Annotated in this window: 18 protein-coding genes; 9 read left to right on the top strand and 9 right to left on the bottom strand. The window is 48.0% G+C overall.

Annotation, left to right across the window (positions count from 1 at the left end):
- Nucleotides 1-2: 2 nt before the first annotated feature.
- The 5 genes from rsxC to nth all read left to right on the top strand — a co-directional run bounded on the left by rsxC (nt 3) and on the right by nth (nt 5,749).
- Nucleotides 3-2,579: an electron transport complex subunit RsxC gene (gene rsxC / locus K0H61_RS08515; protein WP_220052249.1), complete on the top strand. Its 2,577-nt coding sequence runs from the start codon at nt 3-5 to the stop codon at nt 2,577-2,579.
- A 58-nt stretch (nt 2,580-2,637) separates the two neighbouring features.
- Entirely contained in the window at nt 2,638-3,687 is a 1,050-nt protein-coding gene (gene rsxD / locus K0H61_RS08510; RefSeq protein WP_220052248.1) for an electron transport complex subunit RsxD, read from the top strand.
- Between the two features lie 27 nt (nt 3,688-3,714).
- A complete protein-coding gene (gene rsxG / locus K0H61_RS08505) occupies nt 3,715-4,353 on the top strand; it encodes an electron transport complex subunit RsxG (RefSeq protein ID WP_220052247.1) in 639 nt (212 codons plus the stop codon).
- Nucleotides 4,346-5,044 carry an electron transport complex subunit E gene (locus K0H61_RS08500; RefSeq protein ID WP_220052246.1) on the top strand — a complete coding sequence of 233 codons (699 nt, stop codon included), beginning with the start codon at nt 4,346-4,348 and terminating at the stop codon, nt 5,042-5,044. The genes rsxG and K0H61_RS08500 overlap by 8 nt, the downstream gene beginning before the upstream one ends.
- 63 nt (nt 5,045-5,107) lie before the next feature.
- Entirely contained in the window at nt 5,108-5,749 is a 642-nt protein-coding gene (nth, locus tag K0H61_RS08495) for an endonuclease III (protein WP_220052245.1), read from the top strand.
- 106 nt (nt 5,750-5,855) lie between these two features.
- On the opposite strand, the gene K0H61_RS08490 is transcribed toward nth, so the two are convergent.
- From K0H61_RS08490 to K0H61_RS08470, 5 genes are all read right to left on the bottom strand, one after another.
- Nucleotides 5,856-6,320 carry a PA2404 family protein gene (locus K0H61_RS08490; RefSeq protein ID WP_434086616.1) on the bottom strand — a complete coding sequence of 155 codons (465 nt, stop codon included), beginning with the start codon at nt 6,318-6,320 and terminating at the stop codon, nt 5,856-5,858.
- Between the two features lie 8 nt (nt 6,321-6,328).
- The gene (locus K0H61_RS08485; protein ID WP_220052243.1) at nt 6,329-7,498 is read right to left on the bottom strand and encodes a PepSY-associated TM helix domain-containing protein; all 1,170 of its coding nucleotides are present in this window, start codon (nt 7,496-7,498) and stop codon (nt 6,329-6,331) included.
- Between the two features lie 249 nt (nt 7,499-7,747).
- Nucleotides 7,748-8,524, bottom strand: a complete 777-nt coding sequence (locus K0H61_RS08480; protein WP_220052242.1) for a CLCA_X family protein — start codon at nt 8,522-8,524, stop codon at nt 7,748-7,750.
- 370 nt (nt 8,525-8,894) lie between these two features.
- Nucleotides 8,895-9,914, bottom strand: coding sequence for an AraC family transcriptional regulator (locus K0H61_RS08475; protein WP_220052241.1), 1,020 nt, complete (start codon nt 9,912-9,914; stop codon nt 8,895-8,897).
- Nucleotides 9,915-10,877, bottom strand: coding sequence for a GGDEF domain-containing protein (locus tag K0H61_RS08470; protein ID WP_258406034.1), 963 nt, complete (start codon nt 10,875-10,877; stop codon nt 9,915-9,917).
- 613 nt (nt 10,878-11,490) lie between these two features.
- On the opposite strand from K0H61_RS08470, the gene K0H61_RS08465 reads away from it, so the two are divergent.
- The 3 genes from K0H61_RS08465 (at nt 11,491) to K0H61_RS08455 (ending at nt 18,272) form a co-directional block, all read left to right on the top strand.
- The gene (locus K0H61_RS08465; protein ID WP_220052240.1) at nt 11,491-14,253 is read left to right on the top strand and encodes a TonB-dependent receptor; all 2,763 of its coding nucleotides are present in this window, start codon (nt 11,491-11,493) and stop codon (nt 14,251-14,253) included.
- Nucleotides 14,254-14,300: 47 nt separating this feature from the next.
- On the top strand, nt 14,301-16,379 hold the full coding sequence (locus K0H61_RS08460) for a phytase (RefSeq protein WP_258406033.1): 2,079 nt from the start codon (nt 14,301-14,303) through the stop codon (nt 16,377-16,379).
- A 300-nt stretch (nt 16,380-16,679) separates the two neighbouring features.
- A complete protein-coding gene (locus K0H61_RS08455; protein WP_220052239.1) occupies nt 16,680-18,272 on the top strand; it encodes an ABC-F family ATPase in 1,593 nt (530 codons plus the stop codon).
- A 165-nt stretch (nt 18,273-18,437) separates the two neighbouring features.
- Here K0H61_RS08455 and K0H61_RS08450 read toward each other — a convergent pair whose 3' ends face one another.
- From K0H61_RS08450 to K0H61_RS08440, 3 genes are all read right to left on the bottom strand, one after another.
- On the bottom strand, nt 18,438-21,611 hold the full coding sequence (locus K0H61_RS08450) for a PKD domain-containing protein (RefSeq protein ID WP_220052238.1): 3,174 nt from the start codon (nt 21,609-21,611) through the stop codon (nt 18,438-18,440).
- 232 nt (nt 21,612-21,843) lie between these two features.
- Complete coding sequence (locus K0H61_RS08445) at nt 21,844-22,314, bottom strand: SRPBCC family protein (RefSeq protein ID WP_220052237.1); 471 nt, start codon at nt 22,312-22,314, stop codon at nt 21,844-21,846.
- 49 nt (nt 22,315-22,363) lie between these two features.
- Complete coding sequence (locus tag K0H61_RS08440) at nt 22,364-22,669, bottom strand: hypothetical protein (protein ID WP_220052236.1); 306 nt, start codon at nt 22,667-22,669, stop codon at nt 22,364-22,366.
- A gap of 227 nt (nt 22,670-22,896) precedes the next feature.
- Here K0H61_RS08440 and K0H61_RS08435 point away from each other — a divergent pair, with 227 nt between their 5' ends.
- A complete protein-coding gene (locus tag K0H61_RS08435) occupies nt 22,897-24,537 on the top strand; it encodes a diguanylate cyclase (RefSeq protein WP_220052235.1) in 1,641 nt (546 codons plus the stop codon).
- A gap of 61 nt (nt 24,538-24,598) precedes the next feature.
- Here K0H61_RS08435 and K0H61_RS08430 read toward each other — a convergent pair whose 3' ends face one another.
- Entirely contained in the window at nt 24,599-25,642 is a 1,044-nt protein-coding gene (locus K0H61_RS08430; RefSeq protein WP_220052234.1) for a protein-glutamate methylesterase/protein-glutamine glutaminase, read from the bottom strand.

The following is a 25,642-nucleotide window of genomic DNA, read 5'->3' as shown; positions in this document are numbered from 1 at the left end:
CGGTGCTAACTTTATTAGATCAATTAGATAAAGGAACCCTTTGGCGCTCTCTCGGTGGCATTCATCCACCCGAAGTCAAATTCCTCTCCAATACGACACCGATTGGCCAATTACCTTTAGCACAGGAATATTTTGTCCCTGTGCCTCAGGTCGGTGAAAACTGCACCCTTGCCGTAAAGGTCGGCGAGAAGGTATTAAAAGGCACACCACTTACCCAAGGCACCTCGATTTGGCATCTTCCCGTGCATGCGCCAACCTCGGGCACAGTGGTTGCAATTGAACCTAGAGCCAGTAACCACGCCTCAGCACTGCCAGTTAACACCTGCGTCATTGCCGCTGACGGTGAAGATCAATGGTGTGAGCTAACCGCGAATCAGATTGATGACCTTACCAATGCGCAAATGGTGGCTAAAATCCATCAGGCGGGTATCGCGGGCATGGGCGGCGCTGCCTTCCCAAGCCATATCAAGTTAAATCCTGTCAGTGAAATTGAACTCGTTATCATCAACGGCGTGGAATGCGAGCCCTACATCAGCGCCGACGACCGCTTAATGCGGGAATACAGCCAAGATATCCTCTCTGGGATTGGTATTATCCACCGCCTACTGTCACCAAAGCGTATTGTCATTGCGATTGAAGATAACAAACCTGAAGCCATTAAGGCCATGCAGCAAGCCGTTAAGGAGTCAGAACTCCCTACATCAACGGTTCGGGTCACTGTTATCCCAACTAAATACCCATCGGGCGGTGAAAAACAGCTTATTCAAATCATCACCGGACAAGAAGTCCCATCGGGTGCCATCCCTGCCAAACTTGGCATTGTGGTGCACAACGTCGGTACCGCCTTTGCGATTCACCAAGCGGTAACTCTGGGCAAACCTTTAGTCGAACGCGTCGTCACAGTCACAGGCCAAAGTGTTGCTAAACCTGGCAACTATTGGCTACCAATCGGAACGCCCGTTGAGCATGTGCTTGCACAAACTGACTTCACCGCAGAAGCCGACCAAAAAGTCATTATCGGCGGCCCAATGATGGGACACGCCCTGCCGACGGTGAAGGTGCCCGTCTTAAAGGGCACTAACTGTATTCTGGTGCCAAGCCTTGCTGAAATCGGCGAAACGCCAGAAGAAAAGGCCTGTATCCGCTGCGGCGAATGTGCTGCAGTCTGCCCCGCACTGCTACTACCCCAACAACTGTTTTGGCACGCTAAAGCTGAAGAATACGATAAGGCCGCAAGCTTTAATCTTAAGGATTGCATTGAGTGTGGTTGCTGCAGTTATGTGTGCCCGAGTGATATTCCACTGGTTGAATATTACCGCATTGCCAAATCTGCATTGAAACAAGCCGCCGAAGAAAAACAACGGGCGGAGCGTGCTAAACACAGATTCGAGGCGCGTATCGAGCGTCTTGAAGCTGAAAAGCTGGCCCGCGAAGCCAAGGCAAAAGAGGCTGCAGAACGTCGTCAGGCGAGCATGACATCAACCGATAAGAATGCAGTAGCTGAAGCCATGGCGCGCATTGCCGCGAAAAAAGCGGCGGCAGAGGCGCAATCAGACACCACTGTGGTTGATACAACCAGCGCAGCTGAATCCAACACTCCTAAGGGTAAAGCGGCCGTCGCGGCTGCCATTGCTCGGGCTAAGGCCAAAAAAGCTACATTGCAGAGTGGTGGTGCTGACACGCCATCAAATTCCGGGACGAGTGACTCGCAAGAGACCGACACTGCTGAACAAGTCGACGCACCAAGCGAAGCTTTGAGTCAAAAGGATAAGGTCGCGGCAGCCATCGCCCGCGCTAAAGCTAAAAAAGCCGCGCAGCAAAGGCAATCGACTCATGGTGTTGAAGAGTCAGTATCTGAGGATACAAAAATAGCTAACACCCTCGCACCAGACGAAGCTCTGTCCTCTTCAAGCGAAGCTGATAAAAAAGCCAAAGTTGCGGCAGCCGTAGCTCGGGCGAAAGCCAAGAAAGCGGCCCAATTGGTGCAGACTCAAGGGGATGAAACGCCGACTATTTCAGTCACGTCACCCGCAGGAAGTACAGTCGATGACACAGCGTTAAGTCCTGAGGATGCCAAAAAAGCCAAGGTTGCTGCGGCCGTTGCCCGTGCCAAGGCCAAGAAAGCTGCCCAACAGGCAGAAACTGAAGGTGCAGCAACAGATCTAGCCTCGCCTCAAACGCCGGAACACACAGATTCGAATACACAAGGTGCTTCAGAAGCACTCATTTCAGAAGAGCTCAGCCCTGAAGATCTCAAAAAGGCCAAAGTTGCCGCTGCAGTCGCCCGTGCTAAGGCGAAGAAAGCAGCGCAGCAAGCGACTGCAGAAGAGCATGCTGAAGCATCGATAACCGTGCCCGAAGCGTCATCGCAGGTTGCCGAAACAGTCGCCGAAGTACTGGTTGAAAACGAGGAAGCAACACTTCAAACAAAAGTTGAGCCTGAAGCTGAACAAAGCGCACCTATAGAGCTGAGTGCAGAAGAAGCGAAAAAGGCAAAAGTTGCCCTCGCCGTTGCCCGAGCTAAAGCAAAAAAAGCCGAGCGCGATGCCAAGACGGCTCAAAATGAAGATCAACAGTAAAGAACATGACTAAGCAACTAAATAGCTTAACGTTCAAAGCATTTAAAAAGGAAACAGGATGGCGTTTAAGATAGCCTCATCACCCCATGTGACACGCAATTTGCAGACCTCAACGGTGATGCAAAGGGTGATTTTATGTTTGCTACCCGGTCTTGTGGTGCAATGTGCCTTCTTTGGTTGGGGCACGCTTATCCAAGTACTACTTGCAATTGCGGTTGCTTTAGCTTGTGAAGCCGCGGTGATGAAACTGCGCAATCGCAGTATCAAGTCAGCCCTTAGCGATAACAGCGCTATGTTAACGGCCATGCTGATTGGGGTTGCGATTCCGCAGCTGGCACCTTGGTGGATGATAGTACTGGGTACCGTATTTGCTATTGTGATTGTCAAACACCTTTACGGTGGTCTGGGCCATAACCTGTTTAACCCAGCGATGGCCGCTTATGTGCTATTGCTAGTGTCATTCCCAGTGCAAATGACCAGTTGGATTGCCCCATCGACCATCGCCCAACACACCCCAGGTTTTATCGATAGCTTGCAGATGATTTTCCAAATCAATGCCAATTTGACCATGGAACAATTCAAGCTTGGCATCGATGGTGTCACGATGGCAACGCCGCTCGATACCCTAAAAACCGATCTCTCCATGGGACTCACCAGCACTGAAAGCCTGTCTAAGGCCATATTTGATGGCAGCACTGGCGTGGGTTGGTTCTGGGTGAATTTAGCGTATCTTGCCGGCGGTTTGGTGCTGTTAAAGCTTAAAGCCATTCGCTGGCATATCAGCACTGGTGTTTTAGCTGGGCTTTTTGTCGCCTCAAGCGCAGGTTTTTTACTCTCACCCGATACCCAAGCGAGTCCATTATTTCACCTGTTCTCGGGTGCAACCATGTTAGCGGCCTTCTTTATCGCAACCGATCCTGTGACCGCGGCAACCAGCCCACGTGGCCGAATCATTTTCGGTGTCCTGATTGGTGTCGTGGTTTATATCATTCGCATCGAGGGTGGCTACCCCGATGCCTTCGCCTTTGCCGTCTTATTGGCCAACCTGTGCGCGCCTTTTATCGACTACTACGTCCGTCCGCGCACCTATGGTCATTCAGCACTCTAAGCCAGATGCGGAATTGAGGAACAAATATTGAATAACCCAATGATTAAAAATGGTTTGTTATTGGCTCTTTTTGCCCTGCTATGTACTGGGCTCGTGGCTTTTGTGAATCAACAAACCCAAGATCAGATTAAGCATCAAGAGCAGCAGGAATTAATGCGCGTGCTGCACCAACTGATCCCCGATGACATTCACGATAACGATCTTACCGCCCAGTGCACCCTGCTGCAGGATAAAGAGGTGTTTGGCAGCGAAGATGCCCAGCCCGCCTATATTGCCACCAAAGCCGATAAGCCTGTGGCCATCGCTATTGAAACCATCGCACCCGACGGCTATAACGGTAACATCAAACTCATTATTGGCATAAATACCCAAGGCGAAGTCCTCGGTGTACGCACCCTCGCCCATCAAGAAACGCCAGGACTAGGTGATAAAATCGATTTACGCAAATCCGATTGGGTACAGCAGTTTGTTGGCAAATTTGTGCGCAGTGAAGAAGATAAACAATGGTTAGTGAAAAAGGACGGCGGTGATTTCGACCAATTCACTGGCGCCACCATCACCCCACGAGCCTACGTGAAAGCGGTTAAACGTGCGGTTTGGTACTTTAATAACAATCAGAAGCAGATTTTCAACCAGCCACTTAATTGTGAGGCCAACCATGACTAATTTCCGTGATATCGCCTGGCAAGGCCTCTGGAAAAACAACCCAGGCCTAGTGCAATTATTAGGGCTGTGCCCGCTGCTTGCGGTAACCGCCACCCTGACTAACGCCCTCGGTTTAGGCCTTGCCACTATGCTAGTGTTAATTGGCTCTAACGTGCTGGTTTCCCTGGTGCGCGACTTTGTCCCCAAGGAAATTCGTATCCCTGTGTTTGTGATGATCATCGCCGCACTGGTGACGGCGGTTCAGCTACTGATTAACGCTTACGCCTACGGCCTGTATTTGTCTCTCGGGATTTTCTTACCGCTGATTGTGACTAACTGCATTATTATCGGCCGAGCCGAAGCCTTTGCTTCACGCAACAATCCGCTGAGTGCTGCTTTTGACGGTTTAATGATGGGCTTAGGTTTTACCTTAGTGCTTGCCGTACTGGGAGCAAGCCGTGAACTATTAAGCCAAGGCACGCTGTTTGATGGCGCAGAGCAGTTACTCGGCCCATGGGCAACCGCATTAAAGGTGCATATTTGGCATGTGGATACCCATTTTCTGCTAGCGATGTTGCCACCGGGCGCCTTTATCGTGATGGGGCTATTAATCGCCCTTAAAAACGTGATTGATAAAAAACTTAAAGAACGTGAAGCAGCACCTGTGCAAGAGCCTAGCGTTACCCGAGCACGTATTACCAAGGTGGGATAAACACCATTTACGCTACAAATCACTGTGAGGTGGGTTTTAACCCACCCTCTTACAGGAATTTCCATGAATAAAGATAAACGCATTCAAATCCTTACCCGCCTTCGCGACAACAATCCCAAACCCGAAACCGAGCTGAACTTCTCAAGCCCCTTCGAATTATTGGTCGCGGTAACCCTGTCGGCACAGGCAACGGATGTGAGCGTTAATAAGGCCACCGATAAGCTGTTCCCTGTCGCCAATACTGCCCACAGTATCTACGCATTAGGCGTTGACGGATTAAAGGAATATATCAAAACCATTGGCCTTTATAACAACAAAGCAATTAACGTTATCAAAGCCTGTGAAATCCTGATTGAGAAATACAATGGTGAAGTGCCAGAGGACAGAGAAGCCTTAGAGGCACTGCCGGGTGTGGGCCGTAAAACCGCTAACGTGGTATTAAACACCGCCTTTGGCTGGCCGACCATCGCCGTTGATACCCATATCTTTCGCATGGCAAACCGCACTAATTTTGCGCCCGGCAAAAACGTGGTTGAAGTCGAAGATAAAATGCTAAAAGTGGTTCCCGCCGAGTTTAAGGTCGATGTGCACCACTGGTTTATTCTCCACGGCCGCTACACCTGCATCGCCCGTAAACCCCGCTGCGGCTCATGCATCATTGAAGATTTGTGTGAGTATAAAGATAAAGTGTACCCTGAAGAGTAAGCCACTTTTAACGCTTCAACTGCATTTTGATTGCAATAAAAATCCCCCTGTAACTCACATTATCAGGGGGATTTTGTGTCTTTAAGCAGTTAAAGATGTTTAGGGATTACATCACTAATGCGCTTTCGGGAATCGCCCATTGGCTGATCTGCCATTCACCCTGCCAGTTTTGTAAAGACACCCAAAGTTTGTCGCTGGCGGCAATCTTTGCATTAGAAATCGCATGAACATGCTGTCCGTGTCGGCTACCGTGTAAAATACCATTCTCGCCATCTTGCATGGCTTCTACGGGCAAAGCTTCTGGGCCAATATTCACAAAGCCCTGTCGGATATTAGCCACATCTCCGGCTTCAAATATCAACATAAAGTCTTTCACATAGGCTTCGTGGTGAAAATACGGCGCCTTTAAATCCAGCGGCATGGGCGCGATTTTAAATTCGCCCATTTGCTGACTCTGCCATGCGGGTGGGAAGGTGGGATTCAAAGACTGATATAAAAATATCGCTGGAAGGATCAGAATTAAACCACTCAGTTTGTATTTATTTTTAAGCCAAAAAACGGAGTTAAACATCGACATGATTAGGCCTCCCCGACCATTTCAGCTACAACATCGCGATCTTCCGCCTGTTTAAAGGCGCGCACATGGCGCAGTCCCCACATCATAAAACCTGTAATCGACATACCCGATAGGATCAAACCAAAGAAAAACCACAGAAGTTTTGTCCAAATACCGCCCAAGGTGCCGTAGTGCAGCGGATCGGCAATATGGGTTAAGGTTTGCAGGGTATTCATGGTCTCAGGGGATGATTCCATCGCAATCTCCCCCGTCCAAGGATTCACACTCACACTGTAGGAATAGCGATCGTAGAAGATATGATCGCCGCTGCCCATTAGATGATACATATCACGCTGATGCTCGGGCAGCATCACATAGCTTGCTTCAAAATCAGGGTAACGCGCCTTAGCCGTGTTAAGGGCTTCGGCCAAACTCACTGGCGCGCTAGGCACGACATCACTAGCAGTTTGATTTGACAGTGGCAGTTGCTCTATCGCCACTAATGGGGCATGGGGCTCAATATCGATATCGGCATGCCAAAAGATGGCTTGGGTTAAATACCACAAGCCCGTCACGCTCATCAGCGCGATAAACCAAATTGACCACACACCGGATAATTTGTGTAGATCCGACAGCAAGGTTTTTTTGCCCTGGGTTAACCGTAATTTAGGCGCGAGGAAGCTTCGCCAAAAACGCTTATAGACAACCAAACCGGTAATGAGTGAGGCCAGCATCATAATTGCCATTGAAGAGACGAGGTAATAGCCGATGCTGTAACTGCTTTGCCAAGGGAATAATAACCAGCCGTGTAATGAACGCATAAAATCGATAAAGGTAAGGCCTTCGTTCACCTGCTGCACTTCACCCGTGTATTGATTCACATAGGCAATCGCATAGGGCTTATCTACATCGGTAAAGGTAATAGAGTTAACGAGGTATGGCTCATAATTCATGGCGCTCAATACCTGAGCCGTGGGATAAGCCTCTTCTACCGCACGCATCAATTCATCGATGGACTTAGCAGGACGATTGTCGGGATTCTCAGCACGGGCCGCAGGATTGGTTAACCAAGTAATTTCATGACTGAGCACGGCCACAGTACCGCTTAGGCACACAAAGCTAAACACTAACCAGATGGGGAGCGATACCCAGCCGTGCAACATAAACCAGAACCGATTACTCATTTTTGCCATTTATTGGCTTCCTACCGCTGTTCGAATGAGGCGATTTTAAAGCTAATGCGAATTGTTATCAATACGAAATGTCGTTTAATCTGATTATCTGCAATCTAATCCACAAAAATAATTGCCCATCATCACCAACACCTGCATTAGTGAATGCTGAAGAAGCGCAGGGTTCAGTAGGTCAATCTTTCTGTTGAGGGGCTAATTTTTAGCCGCGTCAGTATCTCCCCCTAAAGGCCACCAGCCGCCTCGGCACTTTTATTTGGATAACGCCAACCCTAAAGGCTCAAAATAGGCAATCAGCGCCTGCCAAATTCGCGCTCGGTGGGAGATATCGGGATAAGCGCCCTCCTTCGCAAGCGATGATTGCAACGTGCCTGAGACGAGATAGGGATTGGTTATCCCTTGGTAGGACTCGATACAGGCCTCAAAAGCCCGCGCCATGATTTCGGTAGGTTTGGCAAAATAGCGCGAACCATGTTGTTTATCCAGCACAATTGCGCAGCGAACATAGTCACTTGGCTGCTGATTATCTTCACTCAGCAGCGTTACCCTAAAGATCTCCGACAAACGTTCATTGAGTGGATGGGCAACTAATCGCGCATCCCCCAGCCACAGATCGCTTGCGCATTGAAAGCGCCCTATCTTGCCATCAAAGGCCTTGGCCGCAATATAGTGGTCAAACGCGTGCCAAAACTCGTGGGCAAGTGCGCCAGCACCGGCATTTTTAGCCAGTGCCAATTCTCGAGCTGCTGGGGCATAATGCGCCTGAACCCCCTTTTGCCCTCCATGGCCAAAGGCAAGACTCAAACTCTGGCGTAACCCTAAGGTCAATGGCGGCAGTTTCAACATAAAGGCGAGATCGGCGAGGGAATCAAATACTAAGTTGGCCGCTTTGAGGGATTCTTCCCGTGTAACCCAGCTGCCCACCCGCACATGACTAAAACCAAAGGTTTGCTTTACCTCCAAAAAAGTCATTTGCTCGCCCATGCGATAATCTGGGCCGTTGCGATGGTAATGCTGATGGATTAACACGACATCCCTGAAGATGAAAATAAAATGGAGGGATATTTTAGGCGAAAATCAACCTCTGGGATACGACTTAAACACCGAAACAATGCTTACGCCCCTTCTACTTGCCATTTCCTTGCCATTTATACTCACAAACGAAGCTTAAGAGCATAACAGTAGCAACTTAATCAGTGGACCACACTGTGAGATAAGGTCTGAGCTTGTACAATTGAACACATTACAGGATCTCGTAACCTACGGTTTATACCTTATCACCCTTTCACCTATTAAATTGAATAACCATTCAACAAATTGCATGCAAAAAAGTATAAACCCCGAGTTTTTCCTCACCCTTATGCAAATAAATGAATAGTTAGTTATGATCGCAAATATTTTAGGCTAACCAATACCTAAAATAGGTTGGCAATTGCCCCGTCCAACGCTTAAAGGAGCGCCGAAAGTTACTGGCATCGCTAAAGCAAAGCATGGTTGCGATACTATTGGCATCCTGCTCGGGACGGGCTAAACAATAAAGCGCCTTTATCAAACGGGTTTCATCCACCAGCTGGCCATAACTTACCCCCATTTCTCCCAATCGGCGTTTAAGGGTTGCGCCACTCATACCCAAACGCTTCGCCGCTTCGGGTAAAGACAGATTGGCATACATCAGTTGACGCCTGATCGCGGCCATTAACCCTAATTGGTATGGCTGAGCCATCAGTAAACGCCGGGCAGTGTTAGCAATATGATGATTTGGTGCCACACTTTGGCGGGCAAATAACAAAGGTTGTTGCATAACATCCTTTGCCATAGATACCCGACACAGCGGCGCATCGAAGCTGAGATCCGTGCCAAAATATTTATAATAAGGGGCAAGATTATCGGGAGCGCGATAGGGAAAACTGATACTCCCTTGCCAAACTTGTCCCGAGAGCTGCTTACAACAAGCCGTAAGTGTAGAGAGCGTCAGCTCGATAAAAAATCGTTGATGGCGCTGCATGCCTAAATCGAGGCTCAATAGGTAATGCCATTCCTCTTTACCCTGCCAGCGCCACGTCTGTAACCAAGGCTGTGTTAGCCAATGATATTTATGCCAAAACTGCCCTAGAAGATATAAATTCTGGGCGCAAAATATTCCCGAGATCAGTACGCCAGATTGGGAAGGTAACCACTGCTGCCCGAGCAAAAAACTCAAATCTCCGCTCGGCCAAAGGGATAAGGCATTATCCAATAGTCTTGATAATTGTTTAGGGCTGATTTGATGACTGGGTTTGCGAATGTCCGCAATAAAAATGCCCGTTCCCGTTAAAAGTTTGTCGAGACTCAATTGACGCTGTTTAAACAGACTCACGATACTCGCTACTAGTAATTGACTATCGATACATTTATCCTGCCAACTGGCATAGACGCGCATTTACGCCGGCTCACTCTGATTGACATGACTCGCACGTTGCCACTGCTTAGACGGACGAGAGGCCTTTTGCTGTGACATTTTTTGATTCAAAGATTGCAGTAGCATCAATACCTCATCCCTAGAGGTTAATTCAGTGTCGTTATTTGTCATCATTTTTGGTGAAGGCAGCATCCATACTAGGGTTGCACTACAATCAACGCCGCTAGAGCGAGTCACACCATGCTCAAGTTGCTCGGCCATCACACCGACAAACGAAGGGATCACATCCCTCAGTAAAATCACGAATCTATCGCCCGAATAGCGACAAACAATATCCTGATTACGCAGTACCGAACTTAACCAGTTAGCCAATTGGGTGAGTAATTTATCCCCTTCATCCATGCCAAGCTTTTGGTTGATACGATGAAAATGATCAATATCCAACATGATAAGACCGAAAGACTGATGTTGACTCAGCGCCTTGGTTAAGTGATGTTCAAAGGCCTTAGCATCGTTTAGCAAAGTTAAACTGTCGGTTAAATGATGCTCACGGTGATACTGCTCCCGCGTCTGTAACTGGCGGTTCACCACGGCCTGTTCATCCCGCCAGCGCCACAGGCCGTAGGTTAATACCAGTAACCCAAGCGGAGTCGGCATCTTCTCAAACCAGTGATAAATACCAAGGGTTTTGACGATAAATATCTCGTCCAAGAGATCCAAATAACAACCGAGACAATAGCTCGATAGCCCTGCAATCAAAAGATTAGTGACACTCCCCGACGGGCGCACAGACACAATCACCATCAACCAGCACATACTTAAGATAAATAACGCGCCTTCGGTGGCTATATCGAGCCAATCCACCTGCAGCGCGTTTTTAGCCAAAGTCGTTTGCCAAAGTAATATCGGCACAATAAATACGATGAATAAACTCAAACTGTAGGTAAAAGCTAAACGTAATGATTTGACCGAGTTTTCCACCATGCATACCTTTTGTTTTTCTTTTTACTTATTCGTTTGGGCAAATCAACAAACAAAAAAGACTAAAGTTAGGCCCATTAATGGCCATGCAAGTTAACTTGGCTTTATGACAATATGGTGACGATTTCAAATGTGCCAATGGCGGGAAAGCGGGATGAGAACCTCGCCCAAATGCATCAAGGCTTGAGCACAATGGTAAAGCGGCAAATTAGCTCAGCCAATTTGCATGCTTTGCTAAATTTCATCGATTTATCGCTAAACCTGATCCTTGTAGATAGCAAACCTAAAGCCCCCCCACCTTTCACGTCGACCTAGTCATGCTGAACTGACTGCTCGCGATACCGCGAAGATTTAACCGCCTTACGCTTTAGGAGCAGCAGGCCAATACGCACAGATTAAAGCATTCAGTTAAGAACAGGCTTACTTATGACCAAAGAGTCATTTTGGCTCACACCCCAACAAAAACGCTTAAATATCCCCTTTTCAACCCCAAACACCAGCTCACTATCACTTACCGTCACAAATCTGACATTAAGCTCCCCTAACTTGGCCGCCATCCATGGAGCTCATTACAAACCGACTCCAGAAAACTAGCCGTAGAAAATAGGAACTTAACATGATCATTCGTCCCCACCTTGGCGTTCCCTTATCCGTAATAAGTCTTGCGTTAATGGCTGCAGGATTTAGTAGCAGCTCATTAGCCGTCGGTAAGTTGGAAGGTCAAATTCGCGATAACATGAGTCAACCGCTTGCGGGGGCTACAGTCACTTTAAAGGAGCTTAACCTTAGCCAACAGGCTGGCCGCGATGGCCGCTTCTTCTTTGTCGGCGTTAAGGATGGCGATTACACCTTAGTGGTCAACTATTTAGGGGCTGCAACAGTTGAAACAAACGTAACCATTCAAGACAGACAAACCACCCAGCGCATCGTGAGCATAAATAGCCAAGAAATTGAGCACATGCGCGTGATGGGCCAACAAGGCGCCTTAAGCAAATCGATGAACCGCCAGCGCGGCGCCGACAATGTGCTGAACGTGGTTAACGCCGATGTGCTGGGCAACTTCCCCGACAGCAATATCAGTGAATCACTGCAACGGGTGCCGGGCTTATCCATCGAGCGCGATCAAGGCGAAGGCCGCTTTGTCCGCGTACGCGGTATGGCGCCGGACTATAACTCAGTCTCCATGAATGGCACCCGTTTACCCTCACCCGAGAGTGATAGACGTGCAGTAGCACTCGATGTGGTGCCATCGGATTTATTGCAATCGGTGGAGGTTAGCAAAACGCTCACCCCAGATATGGACGCCGATGCCTTAGGCGGCGCCATTGAAGTGAAAAGCCTATCAGCTTTCGATAGGGATGATACTTACTTAAGCCTGAGCGCCGAGGTGAGCCAAGATAGTCTCACCGATAACACTAATCCGAAATTAGCCGCGAGTTACAGCGACATCTTCGCCGACCAACTTGGCCTAGCTATTGCTGCCAGTTGGTATAACCGTGATTTTGGGTCGGATAACGTTGAAACGGGGGGGAAGTGGGCCTATGCAGGCGATGGGGGATATGAGGATGCGGCTTTAGAATCCATCGATGCGCGGGATTATGAGATTAACCGCGAGCGTTTAGGCATTGGTATCAACTTAGATTATCGTCCAAGCGATGATACGGATTGGTATCTTCGCAGCCTTTACAGCGAATTTGACGATACAGAGAGCCGCAGCAGCGCCAAAACCAAGTGGAAATCGGCGCAGCAGGAAGATGAGTTAAGCCAAGGTAAAACGACCCGCTCGTTCAAATCGCGCACCGAGAATCAAAATATCACCTCCTTCGTTTTAGGCGGTCAAACCCGTTTCGACCGCTGGACTTTCGATTATCAGGCAAGTCACAGCACTGCCACCGCCGATAAACCCCGAGATATCGCAGGTGCTAACTTTGTCGCTAAGATTGATGACACAGGCTTTAGCAATACCAAGCAACCGCAGATCATTGCACCGAATGATTACTACCTAAGTGAAAACTTTGAGCTCGATGAAATCGAAATTGCCACATCAAAGGCCGACGATACCATCAACAGCCTGCAACTGGATTTAAGCCGTCAACTCACCCTCGGGGGTTATAGTACTGAGCTCAAAACGGGAATTAAGGCGAGTCGACGCGATAAGACAAATCGCGAGGAGGTGTGGATTTACAGTGACCTAAGCGATCAAGGTGTTGCAGACGATGCGCTGCTGATGAACCAATACGCAACAGGCGAGCTTGACTACAGTCTTGGTCGATTCGGTGAAGGCATCAATGCCTCGCCTCTTTGGAGTCTGATAGACAGCTTGGATGCTGAAAACAATCGTGATGATATCGAGTCGACCATTAACGACTTTGATATCAGCGAAGACATTAATGCCGCCTATTTGATGGGGCATATGGATATTGGCAAACTACGCGTCCTCACCGGACTTCGTTTCGAACAAACTCAATGGGATGCTAAAGGTTATGGCTTCGATGGCGCGCAAAATGCGTTTATCGACATCACACATGACCGCAATGAAGATCACTGGCTGCCCGCTTTGCACCTCACCTACCGTCAATCTGAGAACACGGTACTGCGCGCCGCATGGACTAACACCCTAGTGCGCCCAACCTTCGGCCAACTAGCCCCAGGTTATCTACTCGAGGAGGAGGATGGCGATATCGATCTCACCTTTGGTAATCCTGCGCTTAAATCCCTCGAGGCGATGAACCTTGATATCAGTCTCGAGCATTACTTTGGCAATATCGGCTTAGTATCGGCGGGGATGTTCTATAAGGACATCAGCCATTTTATTTATCAGGCCGACGTCGCTGGCCGCGGTGAATATGTCGATGCCCACAGCGCCGTAACCTTTGTGAACGGCGATAATGCCGATATCTATGGCGTAGAGCTTAACTATGTACAGGAGTTTAGCTTTCTGCCCGAACCCTTTAATGCATTGGTACTTAACTCGAATCTGACCTACACCGATTCCAGCGCCCGCATCAGCTGGATTGATGATGGTGAGCTTGATAGCCGTGATATTCCGATGCCAAGTCAATCGGACCTCACTGCTAATTTGTCGCTTGGCTATGAAAACACCTACGCCAGTTTGTGGTTATCGGCGGCCTATAAGTCCGAGTACCTGCAGGAAGTGACTGAGTTAAATGATGAAAGATACGATCTCTATGAAGACAATCACCTGCAATGGGACTTTGTCGCCAAGGCGCACTTGACCAGCAGCTTAACCTTGTATTTCAAAGGCGTGAACCTAACCGACGAGCCCTACTACAGCTACACGGGAAATAACGCCTATAACGCACAGTACGAAGCCTATGGCCGCACCTTCCAGCTTGGTGTGCAATACAGCAATTACTAGGCGTGCGCTAATACAAGCTATACACGAGACGTTAATCATTGAATAAGATGAAGACCATAAAAACCATGATAAACCAACATATAAACAGTCTGCCGCAAACGCCGAAAGTAAAGTTTGGCGTGCAGGCGAATAAAAATAAACGCCGCAGTTTAAACCCGCGCAGACTTGCGCTGCTCTGTGCAATCTCCATCTCTATGCCCTTGTCCTTGAGTGCATTTGCACAGGCCGAAAGCGTCTTAACACATAGGGTTGTTGCCCATAAGGGCAGCCAAGCACAACCTTTACTGTTTAAAGAGGCTGTGCCCGCTAACACCATTTCCAGCTCAACACCCGATTGGCTGTGGGTAAGCGAAAAACAAGGGCTAATGCTCCAAAGTATCAAGCATAATGACACCGAGCTGCCGAGCGCCAAAAATTTAGTCAAAGGTGAGTTTGAACTCCTCGCCTATAGCGATCCTTATGCGTTAACGCTGGATCGCCGCGCCGATCGCATTCGCCCTATCATGCTTAAACATATCGAAGGGAAAGTTGCCACCAATGTGCTGCCGCTACTGCCTATGGGCAGTTTTGAAATCAACTGGATTTGCATTCAGCCTCGGTCGCAGGACGGCAATATCTATGCTTGGTTTGGCGGCGAAGATGGCCACAGCGAGCAATGGCTCCTTGGTGATGCTGAACATTTTGTGCCAAAGAAAATGCGCAGCCAGCCGATCCCGGTTAACAGCACCGGCTGCGCCATCGATGGCGACAAGCTGCTCGTGAGTGAGCCTGAATCGGGCGTCTGGCAATTTGATGCCAGTCCCTTTGCCGATAATAGTGGCAAGTTGATTTTGGCCTCTCTTAACAATGATATCGCGGGCATGCAGGTCATAAATGGTGAGCTATTGCTTAGCAGTAAGAAGGGGGAGATCAGCCTCAATCACCAACAAATAGCCGATTATAACTTAGCTAAAGTGCAGGGATTTAGTAGCTATCTTCATGGCGCAGCGTTAAACACAGCATTAGGCGCAGAGCCCTCGCTTGAACTGGCTGTGTATGATGATAAAAGCGATCAATATCTCTTTAGTGAGCTCGCTTTGCCTACGTCCTTCACCTCATCCCAAAGTGAGGCTCAGGAAAGTATTGTTGAAATTCCGGCTTGGGTTGAAAGTGCCCCATCGGACAGACCCGGTGATACCATGGATGACCCCGCCATTTGGGTTCACCCAACACACCCTGAGCAGAGTCTCGTGCTTGGCACCAATAAGCGTTGGGGACTCTTAAGCTTTAATATGCGTGGCGAGCAGGTACAAGCCCTGCCGTCGGGGCGAATTAATAACGTCGATTTACGCCAGCAAGTGATGCTAGGTGGCAAAAAGCGCGATATTGCAGTCGCAACCCTAAGGGATAATGACAGCCTCGCTCTCTATGAAATCGATACTAATGGCAAGATTAGGGAATACCCAAATCAGCCCACCAATATGGTGGATATTTACGGCATGTGCCTGTTTCAGGATGCCAATAAACTTTATGTGTTTGCCAATGAAAAGTCTGGCCGCATCGCTCAGTACCGTATCGATTGGCAAGATAACGCGCCAACTATCAAGCTCGTTCGCGATATTCACACACCCAGCCAAGTTGAGGGCTGTGTCGTCGATGAAAGCCAGCATGCACTCTTTATCGGTGAAGAGGATAAGGGTATTTGGCGATTCGATGCCAAGGCCGATGGCAGTACAAAGGGCGAACTTATCATTAAGGCAGGCGGCGACTTAGTGCCCGATGTCGAAGGGATTTCACTCTACCAAGGCGCACAAATCAACGGTAAACAGCAGGATTTGCTGGTGGTATCTAGCCAAGGCAACCACAGTTATCTGCTTTATCAAGCTGCGCCGCCCTATAAGCAAATGGGCCGATTTAGAATTGGCGTCAATTTGCAGGGGATGGAGAATGGCCATGGGGGCAGTATCGATGGCAGTAGCGAAACCGACGGTCTTGCGGTGACTCACCTCAGTGTGGGCAACGGCCCATGGCAACAAGGCATGCTAGTGGTGCAGGACGGCCATAATCATCTGCCGGATAACAACCAGTCCTTTAAATGGTTACCCTGGAGCAGCGTGATGCAAGCTTTGTCGTTATCCGAAATCTGATAACAGATAACGGATAACGGATAACGGCAAAGCATGAACTCCAACGAGTAAACACAATCAACCGAGCCTGAAAGCGTCCTAGGAATGCAAGGCTCGGTTGTTATATGCTCCTCTATTTACTTTTCTACCTAAGTGTAATTTGTTTGTAACTCGCATCTTAAGCACAAAATCGCTATACTCCGCGGCCAAATCATCTTGGTCAACCGCACACTTATCTACTGCGCTGTTTTTCAACACGCTCCTTAAGTCATTGCGGCGAATTAAGCCCTTTATTACCGACTCTATCCCTAGGACATCGCTTTGATTTCTACCGCTAATATCACCATGCAATTCGGCCCCGAGCCATTATTTGAAAATATCTCGGCAAAATTTGGCAACGGCAACCGTTATGGTTTGATTGGCGCTAACGGCTGCGGCAAATCCACCTTTATGAAAATCCTAAGTGGTGCCCTCGCCCCAACCTCTGGCAACGTGTCTATCACCCCAGGGTTAAAGGTCGGTACCCTGAGTCAGGATCAATTCGCCTTTGAGCAATACACGGTAATCGATGCGGTGATCATGGGTGACACTCAGCTGTGGAAAATCAAAAAGGAACGCGATGCCATCTACGCCAAACCCGACATGACCGAAGAAGACGGCATGCGCGTGGGCGATTTGGAAAGTGAGTTTGCCGAGATGGATGGCTACAGCGCCGAGAGCCGCGCCGGTGAAATTCTGATTGAGGCCGGTATTGAAGAGTCTTTTCACTACGGCCCAATGTCACAGGTCGCGCCCGGCTGGAAACTGCGGGTACTGTTAGCACAGGCACTGTTTGCCAACCCCGATATTTTGCTGCTTGATGAGCCCACCAACAACTTGGATATTCACACTATCAGTTGGCTTGAGACTGAGCTCAATAAACGCAAATGCACCATGATCATCATCTCCCACGACAGGCACTTCCTGAACGCAGTCTGTACCCATATGGCGGATATAGATTACGGTGAACTGCGTATTTACCCCGGTAACTACGAGTACTTCCTCGAGCAATCGGCGCTGCAACGTGAACAGCTGCTGTCGAGCAATGCTAAGAAGAGCGCCGAGATTGAAGAGCTGCAGGACTTCGTTAACCGATTTGGGGCTAACGCCTCAAAGGCAAAACTCGCCAGCTCGCGCGCTAAGCGCATGGACAAAATCAAGCTGGATGAAGTGAAGTCCTCGAGCCGTATCGCGCCATCTATTCGCTTTGCGCCAGGTAAGAAGATGCACCGTCAGGCGCTTATCCTTGAAAACTTAGCCCACGGTTTTGACGGTGAATTACTGTTCGAAGGCGGCGATCTCATCCTTGAAGCGGGCGCAAAGCTTGCCATCATCGGTGAAAACGGTGTCGGTAAAACCACCCTATTACGCTGTTTAGTCAATGAGTTAATTCATAATCAGGGCGTGATCAAGTGGTCGGAAAATGCCTCTATTGGTTACTGCCCGCAGGACAGCAGCAGCGATTTCGATAATGATTTGACTATTATTGAATGGATGGACCAATGGCGTCAGCCAAAACACAACGATTTGATGGTACGCGCCATGTTGGGTCGTTTGCTCTTCACCGAAGATGATGCCAATAAAAAAGCCAGAAACTGCTCGGGCGGTGAGAAAAACCGGTTAATTTTCGGTAAGTTAATGATGCAAGATATTAACGTCATCATTATGGACGAACCGACAAACCACATGGATATGGAAGCGATTGAATCGTTAAATAATGCCCTCAAAGATTTTGAAGGCACATTGATTTTCGTCAGCCACGACCGTGAGTTTGTATCATCCCTCGCGACCCGCATTATCGATATCCGCGATAAAAAACTCATTAACTTCCAAGGCACCTTCGATGAGTATCTGGCAAACCTTGCCAGTGCTTAACAAGGCTTAGCGATTTGAGTGAAAGCCATGATCGCTATTTTGGTCGCTTTACCAAAGTCGCCAGCTTTGCTTGCATTAAATGCTTATAAGTTAAATTTTGCAACAATCATCCCATAAACAATGACCTTGCCGGGCAGGCAAGGTCATTGGCGATATTCATTATGGTTAATTGTTAAAAGGCAACTGGCCTATCGTTAAGAATCCATCACTGCCGACGGGGCCAATCAACGTCGCATCGGGTGGAATTGTATTGATATTGCAGCCATCGCCATAACATGCAAAGTGACAAGTAAAATCACTCGTTGGTGATGTGGGGGTGTAGTTTCTGCATTGCGGATTATCTTTATCGCCAGTCACAATAAATAAGTTGTAGGCGGTAGAAGCATCAGCGCAGCGACGATATTCATAAAAATTAGATAGGTTAGAAGAACCGGATGACTGTTCATGCGTCTTCACGACCACACTCAGTGCATAAGGCTGATAGTCTTCACACTCTTGGGTCATGCCTAACACCAAATCCAAATCCGTACACGGTGTTTGCGTATTGATGTCGCCACACACCATAGCCTGAGTACCTTTACGCCGGGCCTCGACTAACACGACAAGTGTTTCTGTTGTAGACTCGGCGACCTGCTGTTGTGCATCGGTTACCCGCAGTTTAATGGCGAGTCGATAGCTTGCCACATCTAAACGACGTAACCCTAGGTTATCAGGAGTAATACTGGGGTTTTGTCCAACCTCGTTGATAGTCGATAAACTTAAAGCCGCTTTACCCGCTATCATTTGTACTTCAGGCTCGATTTGCCATTCATAACTGTAGGGTGGCGTGCCGCCTGTTACATCCCCCTGCAGACGCAGTGACGTCCCGAGAGCAATGCTGCTTGGCACTGATATATTCGGGACCATTGGTGTCCCTATCGGCGCCTTCACGATAATGTCTTGAGTCACCTTTACTTGATTATCAACACGGTCATAGCTGGTAAATTCAAACTGCAACACCACATCAGCAGCACCTGGCGGCAGTGTGGGAGCCGTAAAACGCCAGTTTCTGGCTTGATTAGCTATTGCATCACCAACGGGGGTTAAAATGACATCGGGTAAGCCGCTAATCTGTGATATCGAATAACGATATCGCTCCGATGTCGCAAAGAGTACGCCTCCTGTGGGTTGTGGTGCATTTAAGATAACTTGGTCGCCACTTGTTACTGTCATTGGCGTCATCGCCCCAACCACAAAACTGTCGGCCACATCATTGATCTGAACTAACACATCTCGGCTAACCGTTTGAGCGCCATCGGTCACATCAACATGAAAACGCAGTAACCATGGCCTATCGACGGCGGGAATAGTCAAGGTTAACTTCGCAGTATTTTCACCAATATAGTCAATATCTGGATCGCCCTCTTGTTTCAAATAAGACCATTGATATTGATAGCTCGCCCGTCCCTTACCTCCTTGCACCACCACACCTAACGCTCTACTGTCTCCCTCTTTAGCAATCACTCCTGATGTCCCCGCCACAATAACAAGCGGATCGTCTTGTTTGGGGATTTCCTGAGGGGGAAGTACCTGAGGTGGAACCTCATTTGCGGGTAACTGCGACGGTGGGCGTATTATCAAAATAGGGACAATGTAATGTTCTGGCTGTCCTTTTGTATTTTTACCGGTCACCGCCACAGTCGCATAGGCCGAATGCTCCTTGAGCAACGGAGCCGTAACCATCACTTGTCCCCCTGAAATATCGGGTTGTTCAGTGAGTTGTAACTTAGGTCCAGCCAATTGGACGACATTCATATCGGTTAATTGGGGATTAATAATGGGGACAGTCTCATTCACAATGACTAGACGAGGTTCGACGGGCGTTATTGGCGTTGGAATCTCGCCCGAAGACGCGCTTGGAACCAAGGTTGCCTGAATTTCTGCTTGAGCTGTACGTGTTGCCCCATCAGCATCTGTTACGGTGGCCATAAAAGTCAGCGTTTGTATCGATTCCACTGCAGGCAGGGTAACCATGGCCACGGCTTCTGTCATATCAGTAAGTGTTGCCGTTGGACCACTTGTCTGAACCCATTGCCATTGATATGGCTCCCGCCCGCCAGTCGCTGTTGCGCTGAGTTGGACGTCTGTTCCACCCGTTGCCACTTCTGGCGGTTGTGCGCTAAGCACTAATGCCTGGGGCGGAATTTTTGGAGGTACTAAAATGGGATTTGCAACAGGAACCAACTGCTGCGCAGACGGTAACTGAAGTGGCTGCGCAATCTGCAGAGGACTCAGTAACGGTGCAGCCAAGGGGATTGGGGTTGGCACCTGTTGAGGGGTCTGTGATGGTTCAAGTACTGGCATTGGCGAAGGTACTGCATATTGTACCGCTACTGATGTACGGGCACTGGCATTGCGCCCTGTCACCGGATCGCTCGCTATGACTTCAAAATGTAACACACCGCCCTGTGGCATTTCTGGTACCGTAAAGCGTGGATTCGCGGTGTCAGCATCTATCAACGTGACCGCAGGAGACTCCGGCGAGATTTGCCTCCATTCATAAATCAGTTTGTCATCACTGCCACGCGCGTGTAAAGAAACCTCATCACCTGAACAGGCAATACGAGATGGTGCGCCAGCTTTAACGCTGACATTATTCGCGGGAACAACGGTAACGGCCACCTTCGCGGGTCGACCTATCCCATTGGCGTCTGATGTTCTGAGTTCAAAGGAGAGCAACGTATTTTCAGACACATTCGGCGGCGTAAATGTCAGCTCTGGGGTATCGGCATTCAACAGTGATACCTTTGGCCCACCTTCCTGTGTCCAACGCCATTGCACATCCCCTTCCGCATTAGTGCTAAAAGCGTGTAACGTCGTCGTTAAACCTGAAATGACTTGCCGTCCTTCATCCCCAATACGGCTTGTCATTTGAGGTAATGCAGCAGGTGCCGCCTGCGCGGCAGCGATAGAAGCAATAACATCTCCACATTGTGTAGCTGCTACATCTACACATGCTCTTAGGTGATAGACATAAGCTTGAGGAGCGGTTCGAGGCGGTACATCGGTATAATTGGGGGTTGTTGAGACAGCAATCGGTTCCCCACAATCCTCAAACGCAATCGCGTTTGTTAGGTCCTGTGTGACACCGTCAGGCACTTCACAGCGATAAATTTGATAACTTTGCGCGACGGATATGGAAGACCAAGTTAAGGTAATCCCGTTTGTGGCGTCTGGGTTCTTACTTATTGTCACGGGAATGGACAGTGCGGGAGGCAAATAATCAACCGTATAATGGGATTTATGATGTCTTTCGCAGCCTGTAAAACACAATACGGCCAATAGTAATAGATATCGCATACATCCGTTCAAACACATCGCGCTTCCCCTTCGCCATCACGGTTATTTTTAAAGCTTATCTCATCACGATGAAAAAACTACCTCATTAAAAATGATGATATTTTGCTAAAGTGTCATACATTAAGCGTTTAGCGGTGTAGCTATTCAGTATTTATACGGTAAAAACCATCAATCCAGACACTTTTCAATTTAACTGGGTTAAACATATATAAGTTGTTCAACCTAATTAGCATTACTCTGTCTTAGCCTCCACCAATGCGGCTAATTGCTGCAACGATTCTTGCCAACCGAGGTAACACATCTCTACAGGGATAATTGCGGGGATCCCCTCCTGCGTAATATGTAAATCAGTGCCGCAGGAGACTTCAACCAGTTCAACCGTTACCTGCATCACGCCGGGCAGATTTGCATCGTCAAATTGGTCGGTATGACGGATAAGCTTATTCGGAATGAGTTCGGTATAGGTCACCTTGAAGGAATGGCTGTGACCCGTCGCAAACTGGGTAAAACTCATGGCATAACCGGCCCCAACGGCGACTTTAAATTCCTGTATAGACTCATCAATAGTGCCGATAAAACCCGAGGGTGGGATCCATCGCTCCAGCGCCCCCTTATCGGTAAAAGCCCTATAAACTCGCTCAACTGGCGCTTTAAAAACGCGGTGCAAAGTGACTTTGCCTGTTTTTTCCACATTATCTGACATTTAAAATTCCTCTTAAAAACATATTAAATATGCATCTGGAAATTATTGCCTAATCCGCAAGTTTAGAAATTGAGGGTTCGAATCGTCTGTGATTTAGCAGCGCTAAATGTAACGCCTTTGCCTCCTGATGAGAAAATGACTGAGCAATCTCAAACTCAGAAGATAAACGTTCGAATTCCAAGTCATCAAAAAACCTATTTTGCACAAGATTGAATGATTTAATATACGCGACCAACTCTGATTCATGGATAACATTAGCAGGCATATGAGTTTTAAAAGTGGCTTTATCGCAAAACACAACGATGGAAAAATAAGCTTCTTGTCTTTCTAGTTTGAGATAAACTGGCACTGCCAAACTGATTTGCTACTTTTTACTTACCTCATCCCAATTTAACGCCAATTACACCGCAAAAATTAAAAATTAGCTTACACTTAATTCAACTAATATAAGTGATTAATATCAGTGACGTATACTTGCCTTTAAAGTAGCGCTAGAAAAGATATTCACTTATCAATTTCACACTCTAGATACGTGTGTTTCGTGTCTAATTGCCTCTTACGTAGCCTTAATGGTGATAAACGATGAACTTTGAAGAGTCATTAGAACTGCTAAAATGTCAGTATTTACAGTCACTACCTGATAAAAATAAAAAAATTACAAACCTATGGGTGTCCTTACGTAAGAATTGGCAGGAGCCTTTACTCTCGGCGCTTCACCGTGAAGTCCATACCCTAAAGAGTCCCTGCGATACCTTTGGCTTAACCGACACAAAGCATTTGGTCGACCAACTCGATGGCGATTTAACTCGTTTACTCAACCTCGCTCCGCCCGAACTTAACACCATTAAACTGCTCGATAATCTCTTCCACCAGCTACTGCAGAGTCTGACTCGCCAATGTACACGGGCTCAGGAAGATGCCTATTTGCATCAAAGCGCTAAAGCAAAGCATCAATACCGCATCGCCGTCATTGAAGATGATGCTAATGTCGGCACCATCATCACCAAGCAATTGCATGAGTTCGGCTTCAACGTAAAACTGTTTTTAAACTTTACGAGTTTTAAAACCGAACAAGATAAACATCCTTTCGATCTGATTTTGCTGGATTTGATTTTGCCCGATTACAGTGAGCCTCAGCTTTTTGCCGCTGCCACCGAATTTGAAAAGGCCAATACGCGGGTATTTGTGCTCTCCTCCCGCAGTGATTTCGATATGCGATTACTGGCCATTCGCGCCAACGTCAGTGAATATTTTGTCAAACCCGCGGAGACAACCTTGTTGGTGCGCAAAATTCACCAGTGGCTCAAAATGTCAGAAAAACAGCCGCTTAAAATTTTGCTGGTGGACGATCAGCAATCTATGGTCGACTATTTTAGTAAATTGATGCAAAGCCAAGGCCTGATGGTGAAAGGAATGACGGATCCTGAGGAGGTCCTGCCAACCCTTGAGTTATTTGAGCCGGATCTGTTTATCTTTGACCTCTATATGCCAGAGGTAAATGGGTTAGAACTGGCGAGGATGATCCGTCAACTCGATAAATACAGTTCCAGCCCCATTCTGATTTTAAGTGCCGACGACACCATGCAGAACAAAGTGAATATCATTCAGGCAGGCTCAGACGATCTTATTTCTAAACAAACCGAACCTGGGTTATTAGTCACTCAAATTATCAGTCGGGCCCAGCGCGGCCAAGATATTCGCAGCTCCGCCTGCCGCGATAGCCTCACAGGGCTGTTGAATCACACCCAAATTTTAGTCGCAGCAAGACGATGCTTCTATCTGGCAAAAAAAATGAAAACCAACGTCTGTATCGCCATGTTCGATTTAGACCATTTCAAAAAAGTGAATGACACCTATGGCCATGCTGGTGGAGATAAGGTGCTTTTAGCTTTTTCCCATTTACTGCAACAATCACTTAAGCAAACAGACTTTGTTGGCCGTTATGGCGGTGAAGAATTCATGTTGGTGCTGCCCGATATCACCGAGGAGCAGGCAATTAAGAAGCTCAATGCCATTCGAGAGAGTTTTAGTCACGTGGTGTTTTTAGAGGATGGGATTAACTTTAGCGTCACCTTTAGTGGTGGGCTCGCGTTTGCGTCCTATTGCAATGAGTTCCAAGACTGCCTGCTACTCTCGGATAAAAACCTTTATGAGGCAAAGCGTGGCGGCCGAAATCGTCTTGTGAGTCACGCCTCGCACGCTGAAGATCCCCATCAAAAATAGCCTGCACCACTTAATCATAAAGAAAGGTGTTCAATTAACCGCTTATTGGAATGTGGATATCTTAAATTTTGGCAAAATGACTCAATAGCTTATCCGCCATATCCTCAAGTTCCACGACATAATCAATTGCTTCACGTTTGATTGCTTCTCGCGGCATACCAAATACCACACAGCTCTGCTCACCTTGGGCAAAGGTGGTACAGCCCAAGTCATGGAGCAGCTCTATACCATCGGCCCCATCCTTACCCATGCCCGTTAATATCACGGCTGTGGTATTTTTCTTTGCGGACATGGCTAGGGAATTAAACAGTACGTCCACCGATGGCCGATGCCCACTCACCTTCTCACCATCTGTCAATCGGACCTTAAAGTTTGAGCCCATTTTCACAATTTCGAGGTGTTGATCACCAGGTGCCACATATACAGTGCCCGGCATCAGACGCTCACCATCCTCAGCCTGTTTAGCGTGCAGTGCAGTGAGTTTATCAAGTCGTGCGGCAAAGGTACGGGTAAAGCCTGGGGGCATATGCTGGGCAATCACAATCGGTGGCATCAGTGCTGGAAGTTCTTTAAGCAAATACAATATCGCCTCGGTGCCCCCCGTCGATGAGCCAATCGCAAGCAAGTGTTTGTTTAAGACCGAAGGGGATAATTGACGTTGACTGGTACTTCGCAGAGTCGGCACCATTTTTTGGGTTTTGAACAGCTTTGCATTCGCGGCCGACTTGATTTTATCAAGGATCAAATACTGATATTCGTTAAAACCTTGGGGAGAGTCGAGTTTGGGTTTAGGGATAAAATCCACTGCGCCAAGCGCTAGGGCATTAAAGGTCGCATCGGCCCCCTCTTCGGTTAATGAAGAAATCATCACCACCGCGGTGGGCCTTGCCTTCATTAATCTGTCGAGAAACGTGAGGCCATCCACCTTTGGCATTTCAATGTCCAAGGTGATCACATCGGGACGATGAAGATTCACTAACTCTTTGGCTTTAAACGCATCGGACGCCATGCCTACTAAAGTCAATTCGGGATCGGACTCGATCATTTTTCCGAGCAGAGAGCGAATAAGCGCCGAATCATCCACAACAAGTACTTTTATGGTCAT

This window comes from Shewanella acanthi, assembly GCF_019457475.1.
Classification (GTDB): Bacteria; Pseudomonadota; Gammaproteobacteria; order Enterobacterales; family Shewanellaceae; genus Shewanella; species Shewanella acanthi.
Note: the sequence above shows the minus strand (reverse complement) of the source record. Positions and strands in the feature narration are given on the sequence as shown.

Excerpts from the sequence above, each read along its gene's own strand:
- rsxD (WP_220052248.1), top strand. The coding sequence starts at position 2,638 with ATGGCGTTTAAGATAGCCTCATCACCCCATGTGACACGCAATTTGCAG.
- K0H61_RS08500 (WP_220052246.1), top strand. The coding sequence starts at position 4,346 with ATGACTAATTTCCGTGATATCGCCTGGCAAGGCCTCTGGAAAAACAAC.
- nth (WP_220052245.1), top strand. The coding sequence starts at position 5,108 with ATGAATAAAGATAAACGCATTCAAATCCTTACCCGCCTTCGCGACAAC.
- K0H61_RS08490 (WP_434086616.1), bottom strand. The coding sequence starts at position 6,320 with ATGTTTAACTCCGTTTTTTGGCTTAAAAATAAATACAAACTGAGTGGT.
- K0H61_RS08485 (WP_220052243.1), bottom strand. The coding sequence starts at position 7,498 with ATGGCAAAAATGAGTAATCGGTTCTGGTTTATGTTGCACGGCTGGGTA.
- K0H61_RS08475 (WP_220052241.1), bottom strand. The coding sequence starts at position 9,914 with ATGCGCGTCTATGCCAGTTGGCAGGATAAATGTATCGATAGTCAATTA.
- K0H61_RS08470 (WP_258406034.1), bottom strand. The coding sequence starts at position 10,877 with ATGGTGGAAAACTCGGTCAAATCATTACGTTTAGCTTTTACCTACAGT.
- K0H61_RS08465 (WP_220052240.1), top strand. The coding sequence starts at position 11,491 with ATGATCATTCGTCCCCACCTTGGCGTTCCCTTATCCGTAATAAGTCTT.
- K0H61_RS08460 (WP_258406033.1), top strand. The coding sequence starts at position 14,301 with ATGAAGACCATAAAAACCATGATAAACCAACATATAAACAGTCTGCCG.
- K0H61_RS08450 (WP_220052238.1), bottom strand. The coding sequence starts at position 21,611 with ATGCGATATCTATTACTATTGGCCGTATTGTGTTTTACAGGCTGCGAA.
- K0H61_RS08445 (WP_220052237.1), bottom strand. The coding sequence starts at position 22,314 with ATGTCAGATAATGTGGAAAAAACAGGCAAAGTCACTTTGCACCGCGTT.
- K0H61_RS08435 (WP_220052235.1), top strand. The coding sequence starts at position 22,897 with ATGAACTTTGAAGAGTCATTAGAACTGCTAAAATGTCAGTATTTACAG.
- K0H61_RS08430 (WP_220052234.1), bottom strand. The coding sequence starts at position 25,642 with ATGACCATAAAAGTACTTGTTGTGGATGATTCGGCGCTTATTCGCTCT.